Source organism: Vreelandella venusta, assembly GCF_044809155.1.
Lineage (GTDB): Bacteria > Pseudomonadota > Gammaproteobacteria > Pseudomonadales > Halomonadaceae > Vreelandella > Vreelandella venusta_B.
The window spans coordinates 2,184,433-2,201,593 of the sequence record NZ_CP085241.1; the positions used below are offsets into that span (position 1 = coordinate 2,184,433).

The 17,161-nt window shown below is 52.2% G+C and carries 16 protein-coding genes and 1 pseudogene; 10 read left to right on the top strand and 7 right to left on the bottom strand.

Features of this window, described 5'->3' with window-relative positions:
- Window positions 1-353 precede the first annotated feature (353 nt).
- The 4 genes from LG301_RS10250 (at window position 354) to LG301_RS10265 (ending at window position 3,905) form a co-directional block, all read left to right on the top strand.
- The gene (locus tag LG301_RS10250; protein WP_404471060.1) at window positions 354-521 is read left to right on the top strand and encodes a hypothetical protein; all 168 of its coding nucleotides are present in this window, start codon (window positions 354-356) and stop codon (window positions 519-521) included.
- 200 nt (window positions 522-721) lie between these two features.
- Complete coding sequence (locus LG301_RS10255) at window positions 722-2,839, top strand: AAA family ATPase (RefSeq protein WP_404471061.1); 2,118 nt, start codon at window positions 722-724, stop codon at window positions 2,837-2,839.
- A gap of 38 nt (window positions 2,840-2,877) precedes the next feature.
- On the top strand, window positions 2,878-3,258 hold the full coding sequence (locus LG301_RS10260) for a gamma-glutamylcyclotransferase (protein WP_404471062.1): 381 nt from the start codon (window positions 2,878-2,880) through the stop codon (window positions 3,256-3,258).
- A 2-nt stretch (window positions 3,259-3,260) separates the two neighbouring features.
- Complete coding sequence (locus LG301_RS10265; RefSeq protein ID WP_404471063.1) at window positions 3,261-3,905, top strand: poly-gamma-glutamate hydrolase family protein; 645 nt, start codon at window positions 3,261-3,263, stop codon at window positions 3,903-3,905.
- Between the two features lie 104 nt (window positions 3,906-4,009).
- Here LG301_RS10265 and LG301_RS10270 read toward each other — a convergent pair whose 3' ends face one another.
- The 5 genes from LG301_RS10270 to LG301_RS10290 all read right to left on the bottom strand — a co-directional run bounded on the left by LG301_RS10270 (window position 4,010) and on the right by LG301_RS10290 (window position 9,798).
- Entirely contained in the window at window positions 4,010-6,835 is a 2,826-nt protein-coding gene (locus LG301_RS10270; protein ID WP_404471064.1) for a DEAD/DEAH box helicase family protein, read from the bottom strand.
- A gap of 10 nt (window positions 6,836-6,845) precedes the next feature.
- Complete coding sequence (locus LG301_RS10275; RefSeq protein WP_404471065.1) at window positions 6,846-7,142, bottom strand: hypothetical protein; 297 nt, start codon at window positions 7,140-7,142, stop codon at window positions 6,846-6,848.
- A 249-nt stretch (window positions 7,143-7,391) separates the two neighbouring features.
- Window positions 7,392-8,633 (bottom strand): site-specific DNA-methyltransferase, encoded by a 1,242-nt coding sequence (locus tag LG301_RS10280; protein WP_404471066.1) that lies wholly within the window; start codon window positions 8,631-8,633, stop codon window positions 7,392-7,394.
- 60 nt (window positions 8,634-8,693) lie between these two features.
- A complete protein-coding gene (locus LG301_RS10285; RefSeq protein WP_404471067.1) occupies window positions 8,694-8,816 on the bottom strand; it encodes a hypothetical protein in 123 nt (40 codons plus the stop codon).
- A 274-nt stretch (window positions 8,817-9,090) separates the two neighbouring features.
- On the bottom strand, window positions 9,091-9,798 hold the full coding sequence (locus tag LG301_RS10290; RefSeq protein ID WP_404471068.1) for a hypothetical protein: 708 nt from the start codon (window positions 9,796-9,798) through the stop codon (window positions 9,091-9,093).
- Window positions 9,799-9,950: 152 nt separating this feature from the next.
- Here LG301_RS10290 and LG301_RS10295 point away from each other — a divergent pair, with 152 nt between their 5' ends.
- Together LG301_RS10295 and LG301_RS10300 are read left to right on the top strand one after the other, a co-directional pair.
- Window positions 9,951-10,253 carry a hypothetical protein gene (locus LG301_RS10295; protein WP_404471069.1) on the top strand — a complete coding sequence of 101 codons (303 nt, stop codon included), beginning with the start codon at window positions 9,951-9,953 and terminating at the stop codon, window positions 10,251-10,253.
- A gap of 294 nt (window positions 10,254-10,547) precedes the next feature.
- The gene (locus LG301_RS10300; RefSeq protein ID WP_404471070.1) at window positions 10,548-11,411 is read left to right on the top strand and encodes a restriction endonuclease; all 864 of its coding nucleotides are present in this window, start codon (window positions 10,548-10,550) and stop codon (window positions 11,409-11,411) included.
- A gap of 71 nt (window positions 11,412-11,482) precedes the next feature.
- On the opposite strand, the gene LG301_RS10305 is transcribed toward LG301_RS10300, so the two are convergent.
- Together LG301_RS10305 and LG301_RS10310 are read right to left on the bottom strand one after the other, a co-directional pair.
- On the bottom strand, window positions 11,483-11,863 hold the full coding sequence (locus LG301_RS10305) for a hypothetical protein (protein ID WP_404471071.1): 381 nt from the start codon (window positions 11,861-11,863) through the stop codon (window positions 11,483-11,485).
- Window positions 11,864-11,866: 3 nt separating this feature from the next.
- Window positions 11,867-12,829 (bottom strand): ADP-ribosylglycohydrolase family protein, encoded by a 963-nt coding sequence (locus tag LG301_RS10310; RefSeq protein ID WP_404471072.1) that lies wholly within the window; start codon window positions 12,827-12,829, stop codon window positions 11,867-11,869.
- A 106-nt stretch (window positions 12,830-12,935) separates the two neighbouring features.
- Between LG301_RS10310 and LG301_RS10315 the strand changes: the two genes are divergently transcribed.
- The 4 genes and pseudogenes from LG301_RS10315 to LG301_RS10330 form a co-directional block, all read left to right on the top strand.
- A complete protein-coding gene (locus LG301_RS10315) occupies window positions 12,936-13,841 on the top strand; it encodes a metallophosphoesterase (RefSeq protein WP_404471073.1) in 906 nt (301 codons plus the stop codon).
- Window positions 13,842-13,867: 26 nt separating this feature from the next.
- Entirely contained in the window at window positions 13,868-15,082 is a 1,215-nt protein-coding gene (locus LG301_RS10320; protein WP_404471075.1) for a PcfJ domain-containing protein, read from the top strand.
- Window positions 15,083-15,181: 99 nt separating this feature from the next.
- Window positions 15,182-16,744: an ATP-binding protein gene (locus LG301_RS10325; RefSeq protein ID WP_404471076.1), complete on the top strand. Its 1,563-nt coding sequence runs from the start codon at window positions 15,182-15,184 to the stop codon at window positions 16,742-16,744.
- A 121-nt stretch (window positions 16,745-16,865) separates the two neighbouring features.
- Window positions 16,866-16,979 (top strand): annotated as a pseudogene (locus LG301_RS10330) (zinc ribbon domain-containing protein); the annotation flags it as partial.
- Window positions 16,980-17,161: the final 182 nt, after the last annotated feature.

A 17,161-nucleotide genomic window follows, 5' to 3' on the forward strand; every position in this document is an offset into this window, starting at 1 on the left:
AACACAAAAAATTCAAATCCTTGTAACTTTTTATTTTACCTATGATTGAATCTCGTCTTGCTTATAAAAATAATCTGGCTAGCAAGAGTACGCGACACTAAGCGTCGCACTTATACTATTGTATAGAAAAGTGGAAATGTGTTGAAAATCACGAAATATAACATCGAACCAAAGTAACACCTTAAGCTATTAACGAAATATTTTGATATCGCTCGTTAAGGTTTAGTAAGGCTCGCAGATGATGCTGATGTGTGGCGCACAAAATTGATACGCCGCACTTTCTGCGTCATATCAACGAATTAGACATCCGCCGAGACCTCACGATTATCCAACGCACTGGTACGGAGATCATTATGGCAATTCACACAGCTGGATATTACTGGGTAGTGCAAGAACCTGTCTTCTGGACCGACCGCCATTGGACATTGATTGGCCCACAGATGGTGCCGGCGAACCTGCACGAGTTATTTCCGTTGGAAAAAACGTTCACTATCCTCGACACCCACAGTGAGTTCGATTGAACGCCGCATTGAGCGCTACAGCCGCCTATTTGCCGTTTCAGACCAGACTAATAGTCCTCACAACGAATCATTCCCACAACGCTTGAATTGGCACTGGCTAACAAAGAGCGTTCGCTAACGAAGGGCATCCGTTTCTCCTGCGACATTTAACGTCGCACCTAAGGGTTACGCTACTGACATAAGCAGCAAAGGAGACGGCCATGCAGTGGGACACTATCTTAAATCTTCATACCAATTCGGGTGATGATGAGACACACGACCCTGAAGAGCGTCTTATGGCGCAGCTTATTGCTGTGCGCGTGGTTCTGTTTCAAGGCAAAAACTGCTCGCTGGACGATGACGATTGGGAAAGCCTGTTTGGCTGGCTCGGCCTCAAAGTACCGGCCGCTGCAAAGGGTAGCCATCGCTACCAAGATTACAGTGCCTCTCTAAAGCGCTGGTGGAAACGTACGAGCGGCACCATCAATCCATCCACTCAACTGAACAACCCACTAGTGATCCTGTGTGAACAGATCGCGAGCTTGCTACAGCTCTCTGAGCTTGAAACGCATTTGCTCACTCTGAGCTGGCTACGGCTGCGCTATCCACAAATGAACCCTACGCTTACCTGCATTGAAGACACCCATGCTAAGAAACTATTAGCACAGCTGACCGGCCATGGCAGCGATGACGTGCACCTGTGCTTACAAGAACAAAGCCGCCTAAAAATGTTCGGGCTGCTGAATACGACCCACAATCACCGCCTACTAGACTTAGACGACACCTTATCGCCAGGCCCGATGCTGCGTGGCTTAGCGCCACTGGTGAACCACGATGTTACAACCCTGGCTTCCAGCACGTTACGCAGCTTAATCACTGAGCGCCTGATGAGCCTTTGCCCTATCCAGCCTGCTGGCGCGTATTCATTCGCCAGTTTTGGTGCTGTACCCCTGCGCCAGCTGGCATTAGATTACCTGCGTAACGCGATCGACACTCAACAAACCGGTGCTAACGTACTGATTTACGGCGCACCTGGCGTGGGTAAAACGGAGTTTGTAAAATCGCTCGCCACACTGCTCAAGGTATCGCTATACGGCGTGCCAGTGGCAGAAAAAGATAACGATGTGCTTACTCCCAGCAAACGATTGGGCCGCTACCAAGTCGTGCAAGCGCTGATTGGAAAGCGCCCGGGGCTTGTGATGTTCGATGAGATCGAGGACGTCATTAACGACGAAGAAGCACTCCCCAAAGGCTGGATGAATCAGCTGTTAGAGAACAATCCTACGCCTGGCCTGTGGGTGAGTAACAGCGTGCATTGGCTCGACCCCGCTTACCTTCGCCGCTTCGACCTAATTATCGAAGTGAAGGCCAATCGCAACGAAGAGATGAATGCTCATTACCAGCAGTTAATTAAAAAACTGCCCGTCACTCCCATAGGTCGGCAGCGTTTGGCAGAACAGCCGTGGATGACCCCGGCTGCGGCTAAACAGCTGTGCCGACTAGGCACGCTGTTTAACCCACGCACTCCACAGCGTAATGAACAGCATATTGAGACACTCATGGCACAACGCCTGCAGGCGCTAGGTAAAGCAGCCGCGCCCATAACGACCAGTGCTAACACTTCCACCGGCCCTGCCATGCCTGCATACCGCATGGAGTGGCTCAATACTCGCCCGGGGCTTGAGAATATCGTCAACCGCCTAACGCGCCGCCAGCGTGGTCGTTTATGCCTGCACGGCCTGCCGGGCAGTGGTAAAACAGCCCTAGCAAAACATTTAGCTAAACACCTGGGCCGCGAGCTGATTATCGCGCACGCCAGCAGCTTATTGGATAAATACGTTGGCGGGACGGAAGAAAAGCTCGCCGAGCTATTTGCCAAAGCGCGACAAGCAGGTGCCGTGCTGCTGTTGGACGAAGTAGACACCCTGCTGATGCAGCGCGATAACAGCATGAAAAGCTGGGAGATTTCCCACACCAACGAGCTGTTGGTACAAATTGAGAACTTTGGCGGCATCTTACTGGCCACCACCAACCGCGTAGACAGCCTAGACCGCGCCGTGATGCGCCGCTTTGATCTCAAGGTCGAGTTTTTGCCGCTAGCCCCGGAGCCACTGCGCGAACTGTTGAAAGCGGTGCTGCCTGAACGCGACCACATGCGTTTGGCCAGCATTCCCGCCAACCATCTAGCCCAGCGCCGCCTAACCCCCGGCAACGTGCGTACCGCGTTAGATCAACTGGACTTACGCGGGCTGCCTATTCGCCTGAACACCTTGCTGGATGCGCTGACGCTGGAAGAGCGCGAACAGCACGGCGAGCGCCAGCCGATGGGTTTTGTGTAGACAGCCTTATGCACTGAAAACAACAAAAGGGTAAAGAAATGGAACACCTACAACGCGACATACAGCGCTGCCCACGCGTTGCCGTATACGGCACGCTCAAGCAAGGCCAACACAACCATTACTGGCTCGATGGTGCGCCCCTACTTGGCACAGACCGCCTCACAGCTATTACACTTTATGATCTTGGCCCCTACCCCGGAGCCAAGGCGGAGTCGTCAGCGGGCACCGTGGTCGAAATATATGCCATTAACGCTGAACAGTTAGCCTTGCTGGATCAGTTGGAAGGCTACTTACCGCATGCCCCACGTCAGGGGCTTTATAACCGCGCTATTTTCCCCACTCAACACGGCGAAGCGTGGTGTTACCTCTACAACGCCGAGACTAAGCACGAGGCACGTGTCGAGAACGGGGAGTGGTAAAAATGCGTTTACAACCTCTGCTTGGACGCGCGACCGTTTGGCTACGCCGAAAGGGCTGGATTCGCCAGCGTGGCGACCGCTATAACAGCTTTGCGGAGTTAAAAAGCGAGCAACCCCACGGGGCATTTTCGATTGAGATTGCAGATCGTGGCTCACCAATCACCATCATGGCTATTCATGGCGGCAAAATAGAGCCGGGTACATCGTCACTTGCTAAGCGAATAGCAGGCTATACGTTTAACTATTACAGTTTTGGCGGACACAAGAGGCGCCACAACTGGGATTTACACATCACCAGCACGGCGTTTGACGAGCCCGCCGCCCTGGCGCTCGCAAGCCGCTCGGCTGTAGTGGTCACGATTCACGGTTGCATGGGCCGTGGCGCCATTGCCTACAACGGAGGCGACAACGTTGAACTCCGGCAACAGCTTGAAGCTGAATTGAATCGCGCCGGTATAAAAAGTCAGCCGCATCCTGTTTTTCATGGTCGTGGTAGCCATAATATCTGCAACCGGGGCCATCAACGTGGCATTCAACTGGAGCTGACCCCGCGGCTACGCCTCTGCCCTTTTGCCTGGCGAAAGCGGCGCGTCTTCATTGATCGTGTGCGGCAAGTGCTGAGCGACAGTGAAAATTTTGACGGCTAGGCTCAATTCCACCGCCACCGTTTAACTCATAAATCAAAGAACTTCCGCCCCAGCCGCGCCCACTTTATCGCCACTGAGGCGGAAAACCGCCGCTAGCTTCTTTGCTACTGAGCCACCAAGCCGCTCAAACTGCTGACCTCCTTGAAAGTAACATCATCGGCTAGCTTAAAGTGCCTGTGGCCGCATTCAATTTTCAGGCGTTCGTTGCGGCGTAGATCAGCTTTGACCGTGCTGGATTTGGTTTCAGCAACAAAGTAAACGCGTTCTTCGTTTTCAAACACCACCGCCCAGTCCGGGTTATAGGTGCCGAGCGGGGTGGCAATTTTGAACTTGCCCGGCAGTTTGAAGAAGAACCTGACGCGTGGGTCGAGCGAGCATTCATGAGCAAATCTATTTTCTGGCTCGCTGTCGCTCATCACACAGGTGAACGCCCCCCCCTCGGGGGCTTTCTCACCATCCAGCGGCTGGGCTTCCAGCAGGGTTTTGTCTACCGGGGTTGTCATGTTGTCGCTGGTTTGCGGGTAGATGCTGCTCAGGTAGGTTTCTAGCGGTTCATCGAACAGCGTCATCTCGTAGCGTTGGCCTTTGATTTCATGGTACTCAATGCCCTGCACCAGTAGTTCTTGCAGCACGGTTTTAATCGCGGCAATGGCGGTATTCAGAAACGCCTGGGGATTGATCAGCAGTTCATCCAGGCGGTTAGACTGATCCAGAATCGCAAACAGGGTGGCGCGTGTCAGGTGCACATGATTCTGTATGTAGGCGTAAACATTCGGCACCGGCACGTTCTGGTAACTGGCGTTACTCTCGTCAATACCAGTTTCTACCCCCTGAATGCCTTCTTCATTCATGTGCAGTTTGGCTTTACGGGAACGCACCTTGGGGGCTTGCACCCTGGGGTACTGGTGAGTGTCCGTTAAGGCTTCTACGCATTTTTCAATCAATTCGGGCGTGTCCAGGGTGACGCTGTAGCGTGTCTGGTAATTGATGCGCTGCCAGATCGCCTTGAACAGCGCTTCGTCTGCATCGCTCAGCGCCTTGCGCTGCACCCGTGCTTTGGCGCGGGCGTTTTTCACCCGGTCTTTAAAGCTGACATCGGTTTCGTCTTCAATTTCCTGTTGCAGGGTGCGGGCAAATACCTCGTAGCTTTCGTTGGGAATCACCGTAAGCACATTGATGCTTTTGTCATGTATCCGCTCCCCCAGCTGGTTCACCGGCAAGCGCAAGCCACGGCCAATTTCCTGGCGCTTTTTCGTCTGGCTCTGGGTTTCGTTCAGGGTGCAGATCTGGAACACATTGGGGTTATCCCAACCTTCGCGCAGGGCCGAATGGCTAAAGATAAACTGCAGCGGCTCGTCCATACCCAGCAGCCGCTCTTTGTCCTGCATTATGAGATTGTACGCGCTGCCTTCAATATCCGTTTTTGTTGCATTTGACTTGAGTTTACGTGTCTCAAACGGAGTATGAACTGTTTTTTTATCACCTGAGAAATAACCGTTATGCACCTCATTAGCCGCATGCGGAATCAAGCCCTGGTAGTGCGCCTTGGCGGCGTACTTTTCGAAGGCCTCTTCAAACCACTGGGCAAACTTGCCGGGCACGGCGTTGCCTTCATCATCATAAGCACGGTAATTGGCGACCTTGTCGATAAAGAACAGGCTGAGCACTTTAATGCCACTTTCCTTGACCTTTTTCAGCTTGGCAAAGTGCGCGGCTACGGTGCGCTCAATCTGAAAACGCATCACATCATCGCTGAGGCCGCCCCGCTGTTCGTTCAGGCGTAAGACACCGTTTTTATTGAACTCAATTTCGGTGTCGCTTAAAAATTCATTAAGAATAAACCCATCAGCATAGATTTCACGGTACTTGGATTTTTTATAGAGGTCATCGCCTACCTGGAGGCTCACGCTTTTTCGCTTAACGCCGGTTTTTTCATTAACGTCTATCACCACCTTGGCGGTTAATGATTTGGCCTTTTGTTCAATGGCAACCAGCTCTATAAACGCCTGATTCTGGCTTTGATCCGACTCAACGCCATCCACTTCAATCTGCTTGACCAGCCCCAGGTCGTAGGCCTGCACCGGGTCGAGTTTATACAGCAGGTTATAGGGGTTTTTATGGGTGGCCGAATAGCGCAGGGTGCATAACGGGTTGAGGTTGCGTATGGCTTTACGGCGAATATCCGTTTCAAAGTTCTGCGGTTCATCGACAATCACAATCGGTTTGACCGCTTTGATGTACTCAATCGGCGCGAAGGCTCTTTCGCCTTTCTGGTTGATTTTATTGATGCTTTTTTTCTTGGTGTCGTTGCTGTCATCAATATCTTTGGAAAAACTGTCGATATTGATCACCAGCACGCTCAACGCATCGCTTTGAGCAAAATGGCGTAAGTCATTAGGCCGATTACTGTCGTAGAGCATCGGCAGGCAGGGCACATTGGCATAGTCAGCGGCAAAGTGGCTGCGGGTGACTTCCAGGTTTTTCATGGTGCCTTCACGAATGGCTACGCTGGGCACTACCACGACAAATTTCTTGAAACCGTAGACCTTGTTCAGTTCGAACATGGTGCGAATAAAGGTATAGGTCTTGCCCGTGCCGGTTTCCATCTCGATGGTAAAATGCGGGCAGAAGGTAACCATCTTTTCGCCACTGTCAGCGGTGTGTGTCTTGCGGTCGGCCTGCAAAACGTCAGTGGCGTCAATCTGATTGCTGGCCTGCACCTTGTGCACGTTTTCCAGCACTTGCTGTTCGGTCAGCACCAGCGAGTTGCCAATGCTGCCATCACCGGCGTAGTTCACGCTGGCAGCGGAGCTGACCAGTTCAAACTCCCCGGTGGCCAGTGGTTGGCCGTCAAACACCTGCACCACCGACTGCACCGCGCGTTCCTGATAAGCCTGATGGGTAAACTGCAGCGTCATTGCCTGTTGCATAGCGAACTCCTTAAATGACCAGCAGGTTGATATCCTGCGCGGCCAGTTCACGCTGCAGGTTGCTGAGCTGCTTATCGCCTTGTGTGCCGACAAAGCAGGAGTTGAGCATAATCACCTGAGCAGGGCTGGCGCTGACGACCTCATCGCACACGGCATCAACATAGGGCTCAAAGCAGAGCCACAGGTAGCGGTCGTCTTCGCGTAACACGCGGTGCACGGTAACGCCGCAGGCCAAGGTGCGCGGCTTGCTGACGGCGTGAACGCCCAGGGCACCCATGCCATTTTTCAGCAGTAGCTCGGTGAGCATGGCGGTCTGTTCATCCGCGTGTTTTTCGGTGTTCTGCAGGGCATCCAGCTGCTGGCGAATGGCGCCGGGGTCGTTCAGCTCGCTGTTCCATACCTTGAAGTTGCTGGGGGCCAGGGTGAAATTCGCACAGGCCAGCTCTGCGGTTTTTTCCGGGTGTTCGGCTTTTAGCTTGGCAATGACTTTTTCGATACGGGCACGGGTAATATCCGCAATGGTGTGGTAACCGACTTGATACGCTTCGCTGTTTTCTTAAAGTTTTTCGGGTAACTGGACGCTAATGGATTGGCGATTGCCGCCGTCTTCAGCGTTGAGTTCCATAACAGCATGGGCGGTGGTGCCTGATCCGGCGAAGAAGTCGATTACAGTTGAATTTTTATCCCAATGAGTTACTGCATCTATTAAGTACTTTATATAATTAACCGGTTTTGGATAACTCATGGCACCTTCGATACCTAAAATATCGAGCAGTTCTTCATAACCATCTTCGTTCGTTGCGCCGAGTTCAACCCCGTCAACAAAGGTACTCAGTCCTTTATGAGCCTCAGGATCTGGCGCTTTAAAAGCACGCACTTGTAACTTGTCAGTATTTATAATTAGGCGCGCCCCATTTTTTAATTGCTCATCTAAATAATTTTGCCCCCAGACAAACGGCCCTCTTAGCGCAAATGCATCTTCTATGACACCTTCATTAACACTGAAATTATGAAGCAGTTCAATTGAGCTAGTTCCTTCACCGTAAACACCTTTCGGATATAAACCACCTGACAGCTTGGTTCTCACCTGCCCTGCTGGAAAGCTCAAAACCCCAATAGAATTCGTTCTTTTTACTAGAGGCTGAGATTCTTCTTCATCAGCCTTCCCTCCAAATATTTTCACGTTTTTTGTTTTTCCATAAACCAAAAGCCACTCACTAACCGAAACAAGTTTTCGAGAAAGAAAGCTACCTTTTCTTTTCTTAAGCCAAGAAACAGAACCAATGAAATTTTCACCACCAAAAACTTCGTCACAAATTAACTTAAGATTAGCCACTTCATGGTCATCAATACTAATAAACATCATGCCATCTTCACGCAATAAGTTACGTGCTAGATACAGGCGTGGGTACATCATGGAGAGCCAGGCGCTGTGATACTGGCCGCTTTCCTTGCTGTTTTTCTTCCACAGGCTCTGCTTGTTCAAAAAACCCGCTTCGTTCTTTTCTCCGGTCCGCTTCTGGTACTCGTCCAGGGTTTCCGAGTAGTCATCCGGATAGACAAAGCTGTCATTGCCGGTGTTGTACGGCGGGTCGATGTAGATCATCTTGACCTTGCCGTAGTAGCTTTTCTGCAGCACACGCAGCACTTCCAGATTTTCCCCTTCGATCAGCATGTGCTGGGCGCTTTCCGGGTTGTTGGCGTCTGGCCGCAGGGTATGGCTGGTTTTCTTCTGAATTTCACGCCGGGCGTCTTTTTTGCCGGCCCAGCTTAGCTCGTAATGTTCGGCGGGTGCCAAGCGCTCTTCCCCTAGTAGCTCTTTTAAACGCTCCACATCAATCTGGTTATCGCTAAGCACTTATGGGGCGGTTTGGCGCAGCACATCCAGCAGTTGCTGTTGGCGCTGCTGGCTGGCATCAGGGCTGTGGCCAAAGGCTTGAGTATCGTCCTTGCTAGCGGAGGCGTCATGGCTGAGGGTCATCTTGGTATTTCTCCTGATGCAGTTCGGTTATGTGTTAAATCATTTTACGGCTTGATGGTTGTTACACCACCTGCCAGCGCAGGGTGAATAGCGTTTTGGTATCGGTAGTTTCCTGCAGCGAATCAATCAGTTCGTCGCGTTTGTCGATAATCTCGTCTTCGACATTGAAAATTTCGCGGCGCTGCTGACGTTCCAGGGCGGCGATTTTTTCCTGTATGTCGTTCTGCTCCTGCAGAATGGTGGCCTTGCGGGCATAATGCTTGTGCTGTTTTAGCTATGCCTTGGTGTTTTTCAGCGCTTCTTCGGCGGCCAGCAGTTTGTCATCGGCCCATTTTTCCAGCTTGTCGCGCTCTTCATTAAACAACCGCTGATTGGCATCCAATAATTCAGCGGTGATGGACTGACAATGGCGCTGGCTGTTTTCGGCCAGGGCTTCCGGGGGCGATTGGTCCGTGGTATAGAGGGCGCCCTTGGCTTCCACGGTCATTAGCTTTTCGCACAACTCTTGATCCAACGGTACGCCCGTATCGGTCATGCCGTTAAACAGCAGCTGCTCGGTGATTTCAAAGGCGGTAAAAGTCAGGCGCTGCAGGGTCAGCCAGCCGGACTGCCCTAACAGGGCTTCAACCTGGGAGAGTTTAGTGTCGTGGCTTTGGTAGTTAAAAGTTACGCTGGCCAGCGGCGTGGTCGTCAGCTTATGGGTGCCATGGTTGCCCTGTGACCAACACTGCCCTTTCCAATCCAGCCACACGCCACCACCTTTGACTTCCCAAAGCTGAATGCCGTATTGCGGATGAAATAGCAAGAAGTCGATCTCACCTACCCACGTTCCCTTATCGTTACGGGTTTGCGTAGCCAGGCTGTGCATCACCTCAAGGCCGGGGAAATCTAATACACGCAGCTGCCGGTAAACGTTGGCTTCCGCTCGGGAAGGTAGCGCGTTGAGCTCGGTCTCGCTCAGGCGTGGGTAAATCTCAGCCAAGTTACCTCCCCAGTTAATCTATGTTCGCTGCATGGTTAAGCCAGTAGTCTACCTTGGCTAAATGTATTTGGGCATTCTACTTAAAATAGTGTGAATATACATCGCCAGCCCATTTGACGCGTTAGCAACTGGCATTGACTTTGGAGACTCACATGAAGCAAGAAATCATTGGGAATACAGTCAGACGGCGTATACAGGAAGCGGTACAAAACACGTCGGAACTTGCGTCTTCTGAAAGTGCGGATGTCGCCTTCCATATGACTGATTGGCTAGGCGACCTAGATCGCTTAGTAAAGTTCTATTCAGCGCCAGAGCAATTCAGCGATCAAGAGGTTCACCGGTTATTAGTCAACTTTCTAGTGCATGTGCCCAACCATGTTGCTGCTGCGGCTGCTCTGCTGGCGGACAGCCCAGTGAGCGATATCTTTCAGGTTGGGGCTGTGCGGCACGAATAGCCGACAGAGGCAAGTTATGCGGCAAATTTTGAATTCTTTTTTTGGGGCTTAACCATCCTAAGCGCCAGACAACTTATTTGTATGGGTGTTTTCAAAGCCAGCTAGCGTGTGATCGATGCAAGCTGTATCAACAATGCCGATATTCATAAAGCCTTATATTAAGGTAAGCTCTGCCAAATTTCATACTACTGAGAACGCCCCATGTTGCCCCAGGTTTTTACCTTTGCGAAAGTGCCCGATACCGCACGCTCTATCATTTACAATACGATTAAAGAAGGTAAGTCACGCTTTGGCATGTGGGATCAAGAGGTGTCGCTACGAGAGCAATACCATGGGGCTAACGGCTTCCTGCTGAACATTAAGCCAGGCGACTGGATTGTGCACGTTAACCTGCCAGCCTATGGGCAATGTGTTGCCGTTCAGGTCTGTGGGGAGTATGACTTTGATCAGGGCTTAGAGTGCGCCTGGGGACGCGACTTTTGTAACTATCTGACCGTTGACCCTAGCACCCTCATCGAGTTTTCACGCAACGATACCAACGTCCTTCCTTCGGTAAACTTGAGGCCGATGCGGCGCGGCCAACGCGTTTTGAACGTTGCGGATTTTTTGACAAGCATCGAGAATCTGAAAACAAGCCGCTACAACGATATGACGCCTAGCCTAAGAAGTATTATCCACCTGAGAGAACGCGTGAATCAGGACGTTTTACCTCGACTTACGCAGGCCATTCAGGAAATGAACAAAGGCAAGGATTTCGAGATATTTCTGCATGAAGTGTTTATGCAGATGCCACACACCGTGTCGGTTAAAAACGGTTTTGGCTGGCGTACTGATCATGGTGCAGACTTACTCGTTGATTTTCAGAACCCCATTGGTGGTGTAACACTGAGTACGCGCTTGGTAGTGCAAGCAAAGTCCTATTCAGGTGCGCATCACGACCTTAACGCTGTTGATCAGATTGTTGAAGGCATGGAGAAGTACAACGCCGATGGTGGCTTATTGATCACCACAGGGCAGGCAACCGAAACACTTGAAAATTATGCAGCGGAAAAGAGCGAAGCGTGTGGACGCACCATTGACTTGATTGCGGGGCCTGAGGTGGGCCGCTTTGTGCTCCGCCACGCCCCGCATTTATTGATTGGTAATGACTTCACTTAACAGCCTTAAATGCGCATATATGTTGCAACAATGGGCAGACTCACAAAACGAATTAGCACAGACCGCTCTGATCAGCACTGGCCTGCATGTTGCTCAATTAAGTGAAATGGGTATAGCCAAAAATCTACGCTCGGGAAACGGCACTCCCCCGTCTCATCCTCCAAAAATGACAGCACCTTTTGGTAGGTTGGGCTTTCTTCATCAGGCGCCACTGCCAAGTAAATAAACCCTTGGTAACAGCACGGAGCCTTGCCTGGCGCTGCATGCACGCATGGCTCCCATGGAATCTCATTAACCTCTAGCCACTCAACAACGTGTTGGCGACCCTGGTGATCTTCCCAGTGCGTACCCAAAATATCGTCGTCATGACGCTCATTTTTAAACGTTAAAAATAGGATATCCCGCTGTGCTTGGAGGCCAATCTCCATCGTGGTCTTAACTAAGCGCGGCATAGTTCACTCTCCACGTTGTTTGAGGGCGTATAGCGCTCTGGCCAGCTGATCTATTTTTTCTCGCCACGCTAACGTCGTTAACCACCGTTCTGGCAGTGCCTTAACCCCCCAGGCGGCACCTGCCAGCTGCCCCGTTACTGCAGCAACGGTGTCAGCGTCATCGCCTAAGTTGGCGGCCAGCACTAGCGCTTCTTCCAACGAACTTGCCTGCCAACAGCACCATAGGGCAGCCTCTAGGGTGTCGATGACATAGCCACTGGAAGACACTTCCTCGCGCGACAGCTCACAAAACAGCCCCGCTTGAAGCGCTAAGATACGATCTCCTTGGGCAGGGGTAGTCGGCATCTGTGCGAGCACTTTTCGAAGAGGCTCGCCTTGCAACAGCCGCCAAAGCACCGCACCCATTAATGCGGCCGCATCCAGGCAGTCGGGGCTGGCATGCGTGGTGACACTGCTGCGCACCGCTAACGACACTGCCTCTTGCTCGCTATTCGCCACCATAACGGCTGGCGCGAGGCGCATAATGCCGCCATTACCGCTTTGATACGCTTGGGTGCCGCCCGCATTGGCGTCTTGTGTGCGCTCAAAACGCTGCAAGGCATCCAAGGTAGTGCCACCAATATCAATGCAGCGGCCTTGGCAGGCCATGTAACCTTCTCGCCACCAGCGCACGTAGCGGCTTAACTGATCGTGCGGATCAAACGCCTGACGATTCACTAGGCTTTCAGCCATACATAGCGCCATGGCGGTATCGTCTGTCCACTCTCCAGGGTCAACATTAAAGACACCGCCTCCCCACATCTCCGTATGGAGAGGATGTTGATCCCGGATACAAAACTCCAGCGTGGTACCTAACGCATCTCCAGCGGCCAACCCTAACAGCGCACCAAGGTAACGATATAACTCATCCATGTTGGGATTGACGGTGGGCAGTGGCTGTTGCGGGGGTCGATTCTCGTTCGTCATAAGCGCCTCTACATAAGGTAGTTTTCATAACTTATCGCTCGCATGCGACACCAAGCGTCGCACCCTAATGCGATGCTGGCAGCACTCAACACGGAGGAGAGGCTGCATGAGCAATACACCCCACTACGATATCATCGGTGATGTGCATGGCCAGTTAGCGACGCTGGAGGCACTCTTAACCCGCTTGGGGTATCGCAAGGGGCCGCAGGGTTGGCAGCAACCGGGGCATGTGGCGGTATTTGTGGGTGATATTATTGATAAAGGGCCTTGGCCAGGCGCGGTACTTCGCTTAGTACGCCAAATGGTCGATGCGGGCCACGCGCTTATGGTCGTGGGGAACCACGAACTGAACTGGGTACGAGACGCGTATCACCATCAAGACGATCTAAGCGCTTTTATTCACGCCACGCGCCAGCATAATGATCGCCAACGGCTGGTCGATGAATTTGCAACCGAGGAAGATGGCCTAGCGCTACTCCTTGATCACTTTCAGTGGCTACGCACACAGCCTCTCTTTTTAGAGCTAGCGCAATGTCGCGTGGTACATGCTTGGTGGCACGAAGCCTCACTTCAGCATTTAAAAGCGATGGGCATTCGCTGCTTGGATGATGCCGCCATGGCCGCTTATGAAGACACTTACTCGACCACCTATTTTGCGATGGATCGAGTGATTGCCGGCTGCGAACACACGGTTCGTCCCTATGTCTCAGCGTCGGGGTTTCGTACTATTAGAAAGCGCGTTCGGTGGTGGCCCAACGACGTGGCACTGATTCACCCTTGGGAGCTCTTACCCACCCAGGCGCGTGAGCATGGCTATTCCCATAACGCCCACCCTACTTTTTTTGGTCATTATGCGCTGACAGGCACCCCGCTGCGCTTGGGCCGTAACGTGGCTTGCCTTGATTACGCAGCAGCTTACGGAGGTGCGCTAGTGGCTTATACCCATTCACCGGGAACGCCGCTAGCGTTAAACAGTTTTACGAGTATGAATGTAATCCATCATCAAGACTGAGGCTTACAATACCTATGCGCGCATGGATGCATCGTGCCTTACAGAGATGGGCACCGACATCCCATCAGAAGATGGCGGTTCGTGACGATCAACGCATCGTCTTCGACTTATCCGCTGCCGTTGGCTACCCCCTGGTCGTGAAAGTATCTCCATGGTGCTCACCCGCACCTTTTGCCTGGGTCAGCGAAACCCATCATGAGCCGCTGGCGTGGGGAGAGTTCTTAGCCCCTGCGGGGATTGGTTGGCAGGCCCTGATGAGCACTCATGGCGAGGCCTTAACGCGGGGCATGCCTGCTGAGGTAAAAACACTGGTTAACGCCGTACCCTTTTTGGGCATGGAGCTTGCCCAGCTGACAGGCCGCCATCCAGCGGCCTTGGAACTGGCGGTTTCCTCTCCCCTGCTGCTGGTGTTACTCACTGAGAAAGCCATCGAGCATCAGTGGTCAGAACCCTATCTATTGAGCTTGCTTTGCAAAAAGCAAGCTGAGTTGTGCGGCTATGCTGGCTTACCCAGTACGCAAGCAACTGCCAAGCTGCTGCGCCGATGCGCGCTCACCCCTGTGATTGGGCGAGAGTTCATCGCACTTAAACGCGCATTAATGGATGCTAGGACAACGTCACTACTTCGGCACCATCCGGCACCCTATGCTCAACAGTTAATTTTCTTAGGGAATTACCAAGGGGAGCGATGGCCAGGGTTACTCGCGCTCATTGATGAGGCGTTGAACTCGACCAACCGTGTTCATGATCGCACTTGGCTAACGTCCATGCTAGAAGACACACACCGCCTAGATACTGCCAACCTCTCAAGGCTTCGTCGTATTAGATCGTTAGCGGAGCTACAAGCGCTGCATGATCGTCGTATCGCACAATTTAATGCCCGAAATGCTGCGCAAAGTGCGGTTCAAGCTGACATGCTGGAAAAGCGTTATGGGCCTTTCCCCAACGCCCCTCTACCGAACCAAGAAGGCATTTGCGCCTTAACCTCTTGGAGTTCACTCTTGCTTGAAGGAAAACGCATGCAGCACTGTGTGGGAAGTTACCACACGTTGGTGGCACAAGGGTCTATAGCGATTTACCACATGAGCCATCCAGAGCACTTAACCGTTGCCATTGCTCCCTTGGGTGATAAATGGGTGCTGAGTCAGGCGCGAGGCAAGCGCAATGCCATGCCCTCGGAACAAGCACTGCAGGCAGTCATGGGTTGGTTAGGCGAGAGTGTGCCTATTAAACGTACATAGTGCCTCAGCTGAAATACGCAGCGTCATACGCACAACACTTTACCCTCCTACCACCGTGCTAAACTCATCCCAAACGCAAATGGTTCATAAGAGGTCAGCATGTCATCTGCCCATCGTCGTAAACTGCCCATTGGTATTCAAACCTTTTCGGATATTCGCGAAGGCGGTTATTACTACGTCGATAAAACACCGTTTATTGAGAAGTTAGCGAACCAGAACAAATACTACTTTCTCTCCCGCCCACGACGATTTGGCAAAAGCCTGCTGCTGGATACCCTAGGCTGCCTGTTTGAAGGCCGCGAAGCACTATTTGAAGGTTTATATATTCACGACAAGTGGGACTGGCAACAGCACCATCCGGTGGTGCGCTTAAGCTTCGGGAGCGGCGTGATGCAAAGCCGCCAAGCGTTAGACGTACGTATCCGCGATCAGTTGCGCACCGAGCGCGAGCGCCTGGGCCTGACACTTACCTATGACACCGATATTGCCGGTGAGCTTGAGCACCTCATCCGCCAAGCCCATACGCAATATGGCCAGCGCGTGGTGGTACTCATCGACGAGTATGACAAGCCCATACTGGATAATATTTTGGATATCGACCGTGCCCGTGAACTGCGCGAAGGGCTAAAGAACCTCTACAGCGTGCTTAAAGATGCCGACCCCCATCTGCATTTTGTGCTGCTCACCGGCGTTTCCAAGTTCAGCAAAGTAAGTCTCTTTTCAGGGTTAAATAACCTGCGCGATATCACCCTTTCATCAGACTATGCCGCCATCTGCGGCTACACCGACCACGATGTAGATACGGTCTTTGCCCCCGAGCTACCCGGCCTGGACCGTGACGATATTCGCCGCTGGTACAACGGTTACCGCTGGGGTGGGCGAGAAGTCTCCAGCGTCTATAACCCTTTTGACGTTTTGTTATTGCTCGAAGAGCGTAAATTTAGCCCTTACTGGTTTGAGAGCGCTACCCCCACATTCTTGGTGGATATGCTGAAAAAGCGGGGCGTGTTTACGCCTGCGTTAAGCCAGTTGCAAACCGAAGCCGAGTTGTTAGGCCGCTTTGATGTCGACCATATCGCAACCGAAGCACTTTTATTCCAAACCGGCTACCTGACGGTGCACTCGGTAGAAGAGCCCATGACCGGCTACTGGCTCTATACATTGGGCTACCCGAATCATGAAGTAGAGACCAGCCTTAACCAGGCGTTGTTACCAATCCTTGGCGTAGCATCGCCTCCTAAAGAGCGCCTAACGCTGTTTCGCCTGCTGCAGGCGCACGATCTTACTAGCCTAGAAGCCCACCTTAAGGCCCTTTATGCGGGTTTACCCCACGACTGGTACCGCAACAACCCAATAGCCCAATATGAAGGTCATTATGCCAGCGTGTTTTACAGCCACTTTGCAGCGCTTGGCGTGGACGTAACGGTCGAAGACGCTAGCCACCACGGTAAAGTAGATATGAGCGTCGACTTTAACGGCCATATCTATCTGTTTGAATTTAAAGTGGTAGAACAGCTGCCGGAAGGCAAAGCGCTAGAGCAAATCAAGGCCAAGGGCTATGCCGATAAACACCTCGCCAGCGGCAAACCAATTCATTTGATTGGTGTAGAGTTTTCAAGTGCTCAGCGGCAAATCGTAGCGTTTGAAATAGAGACGTTGTAGCGCTTGAGCAGCGTCAGCGGTGATGCAAAGCCAATGTATGCCATTAACGACCAATCAGTCTCGCGCCTTTACGCCTCTGTGCCGCCCATTGTGACGCAAAGCGAGGATTCCCTGTCGGGTTGTTCGCACCTGGGATTGCCCCGATTGCGGCATCCAAGGCATTGACCGTGATATCAATGCCGCCCGCAACATCCTACAAGCAAGCACCGCGCTGTTAGCCGTTGCTGAGCGTTGAGGTAATACCGAGGGGTACTCGGAAATATACACCTGTGGAGTTTGTGTAAGACCGGCCATGCCAAGGCATTGCAAGCAACGGACAGCAAAGCAGAAACAGGGAAGGTAACAACCTGGGAATCCGCCACTACGATCTCTGATTTAGTGGTCGGAAGATGTCAATCTGGCTCTGCCTGAGCACAA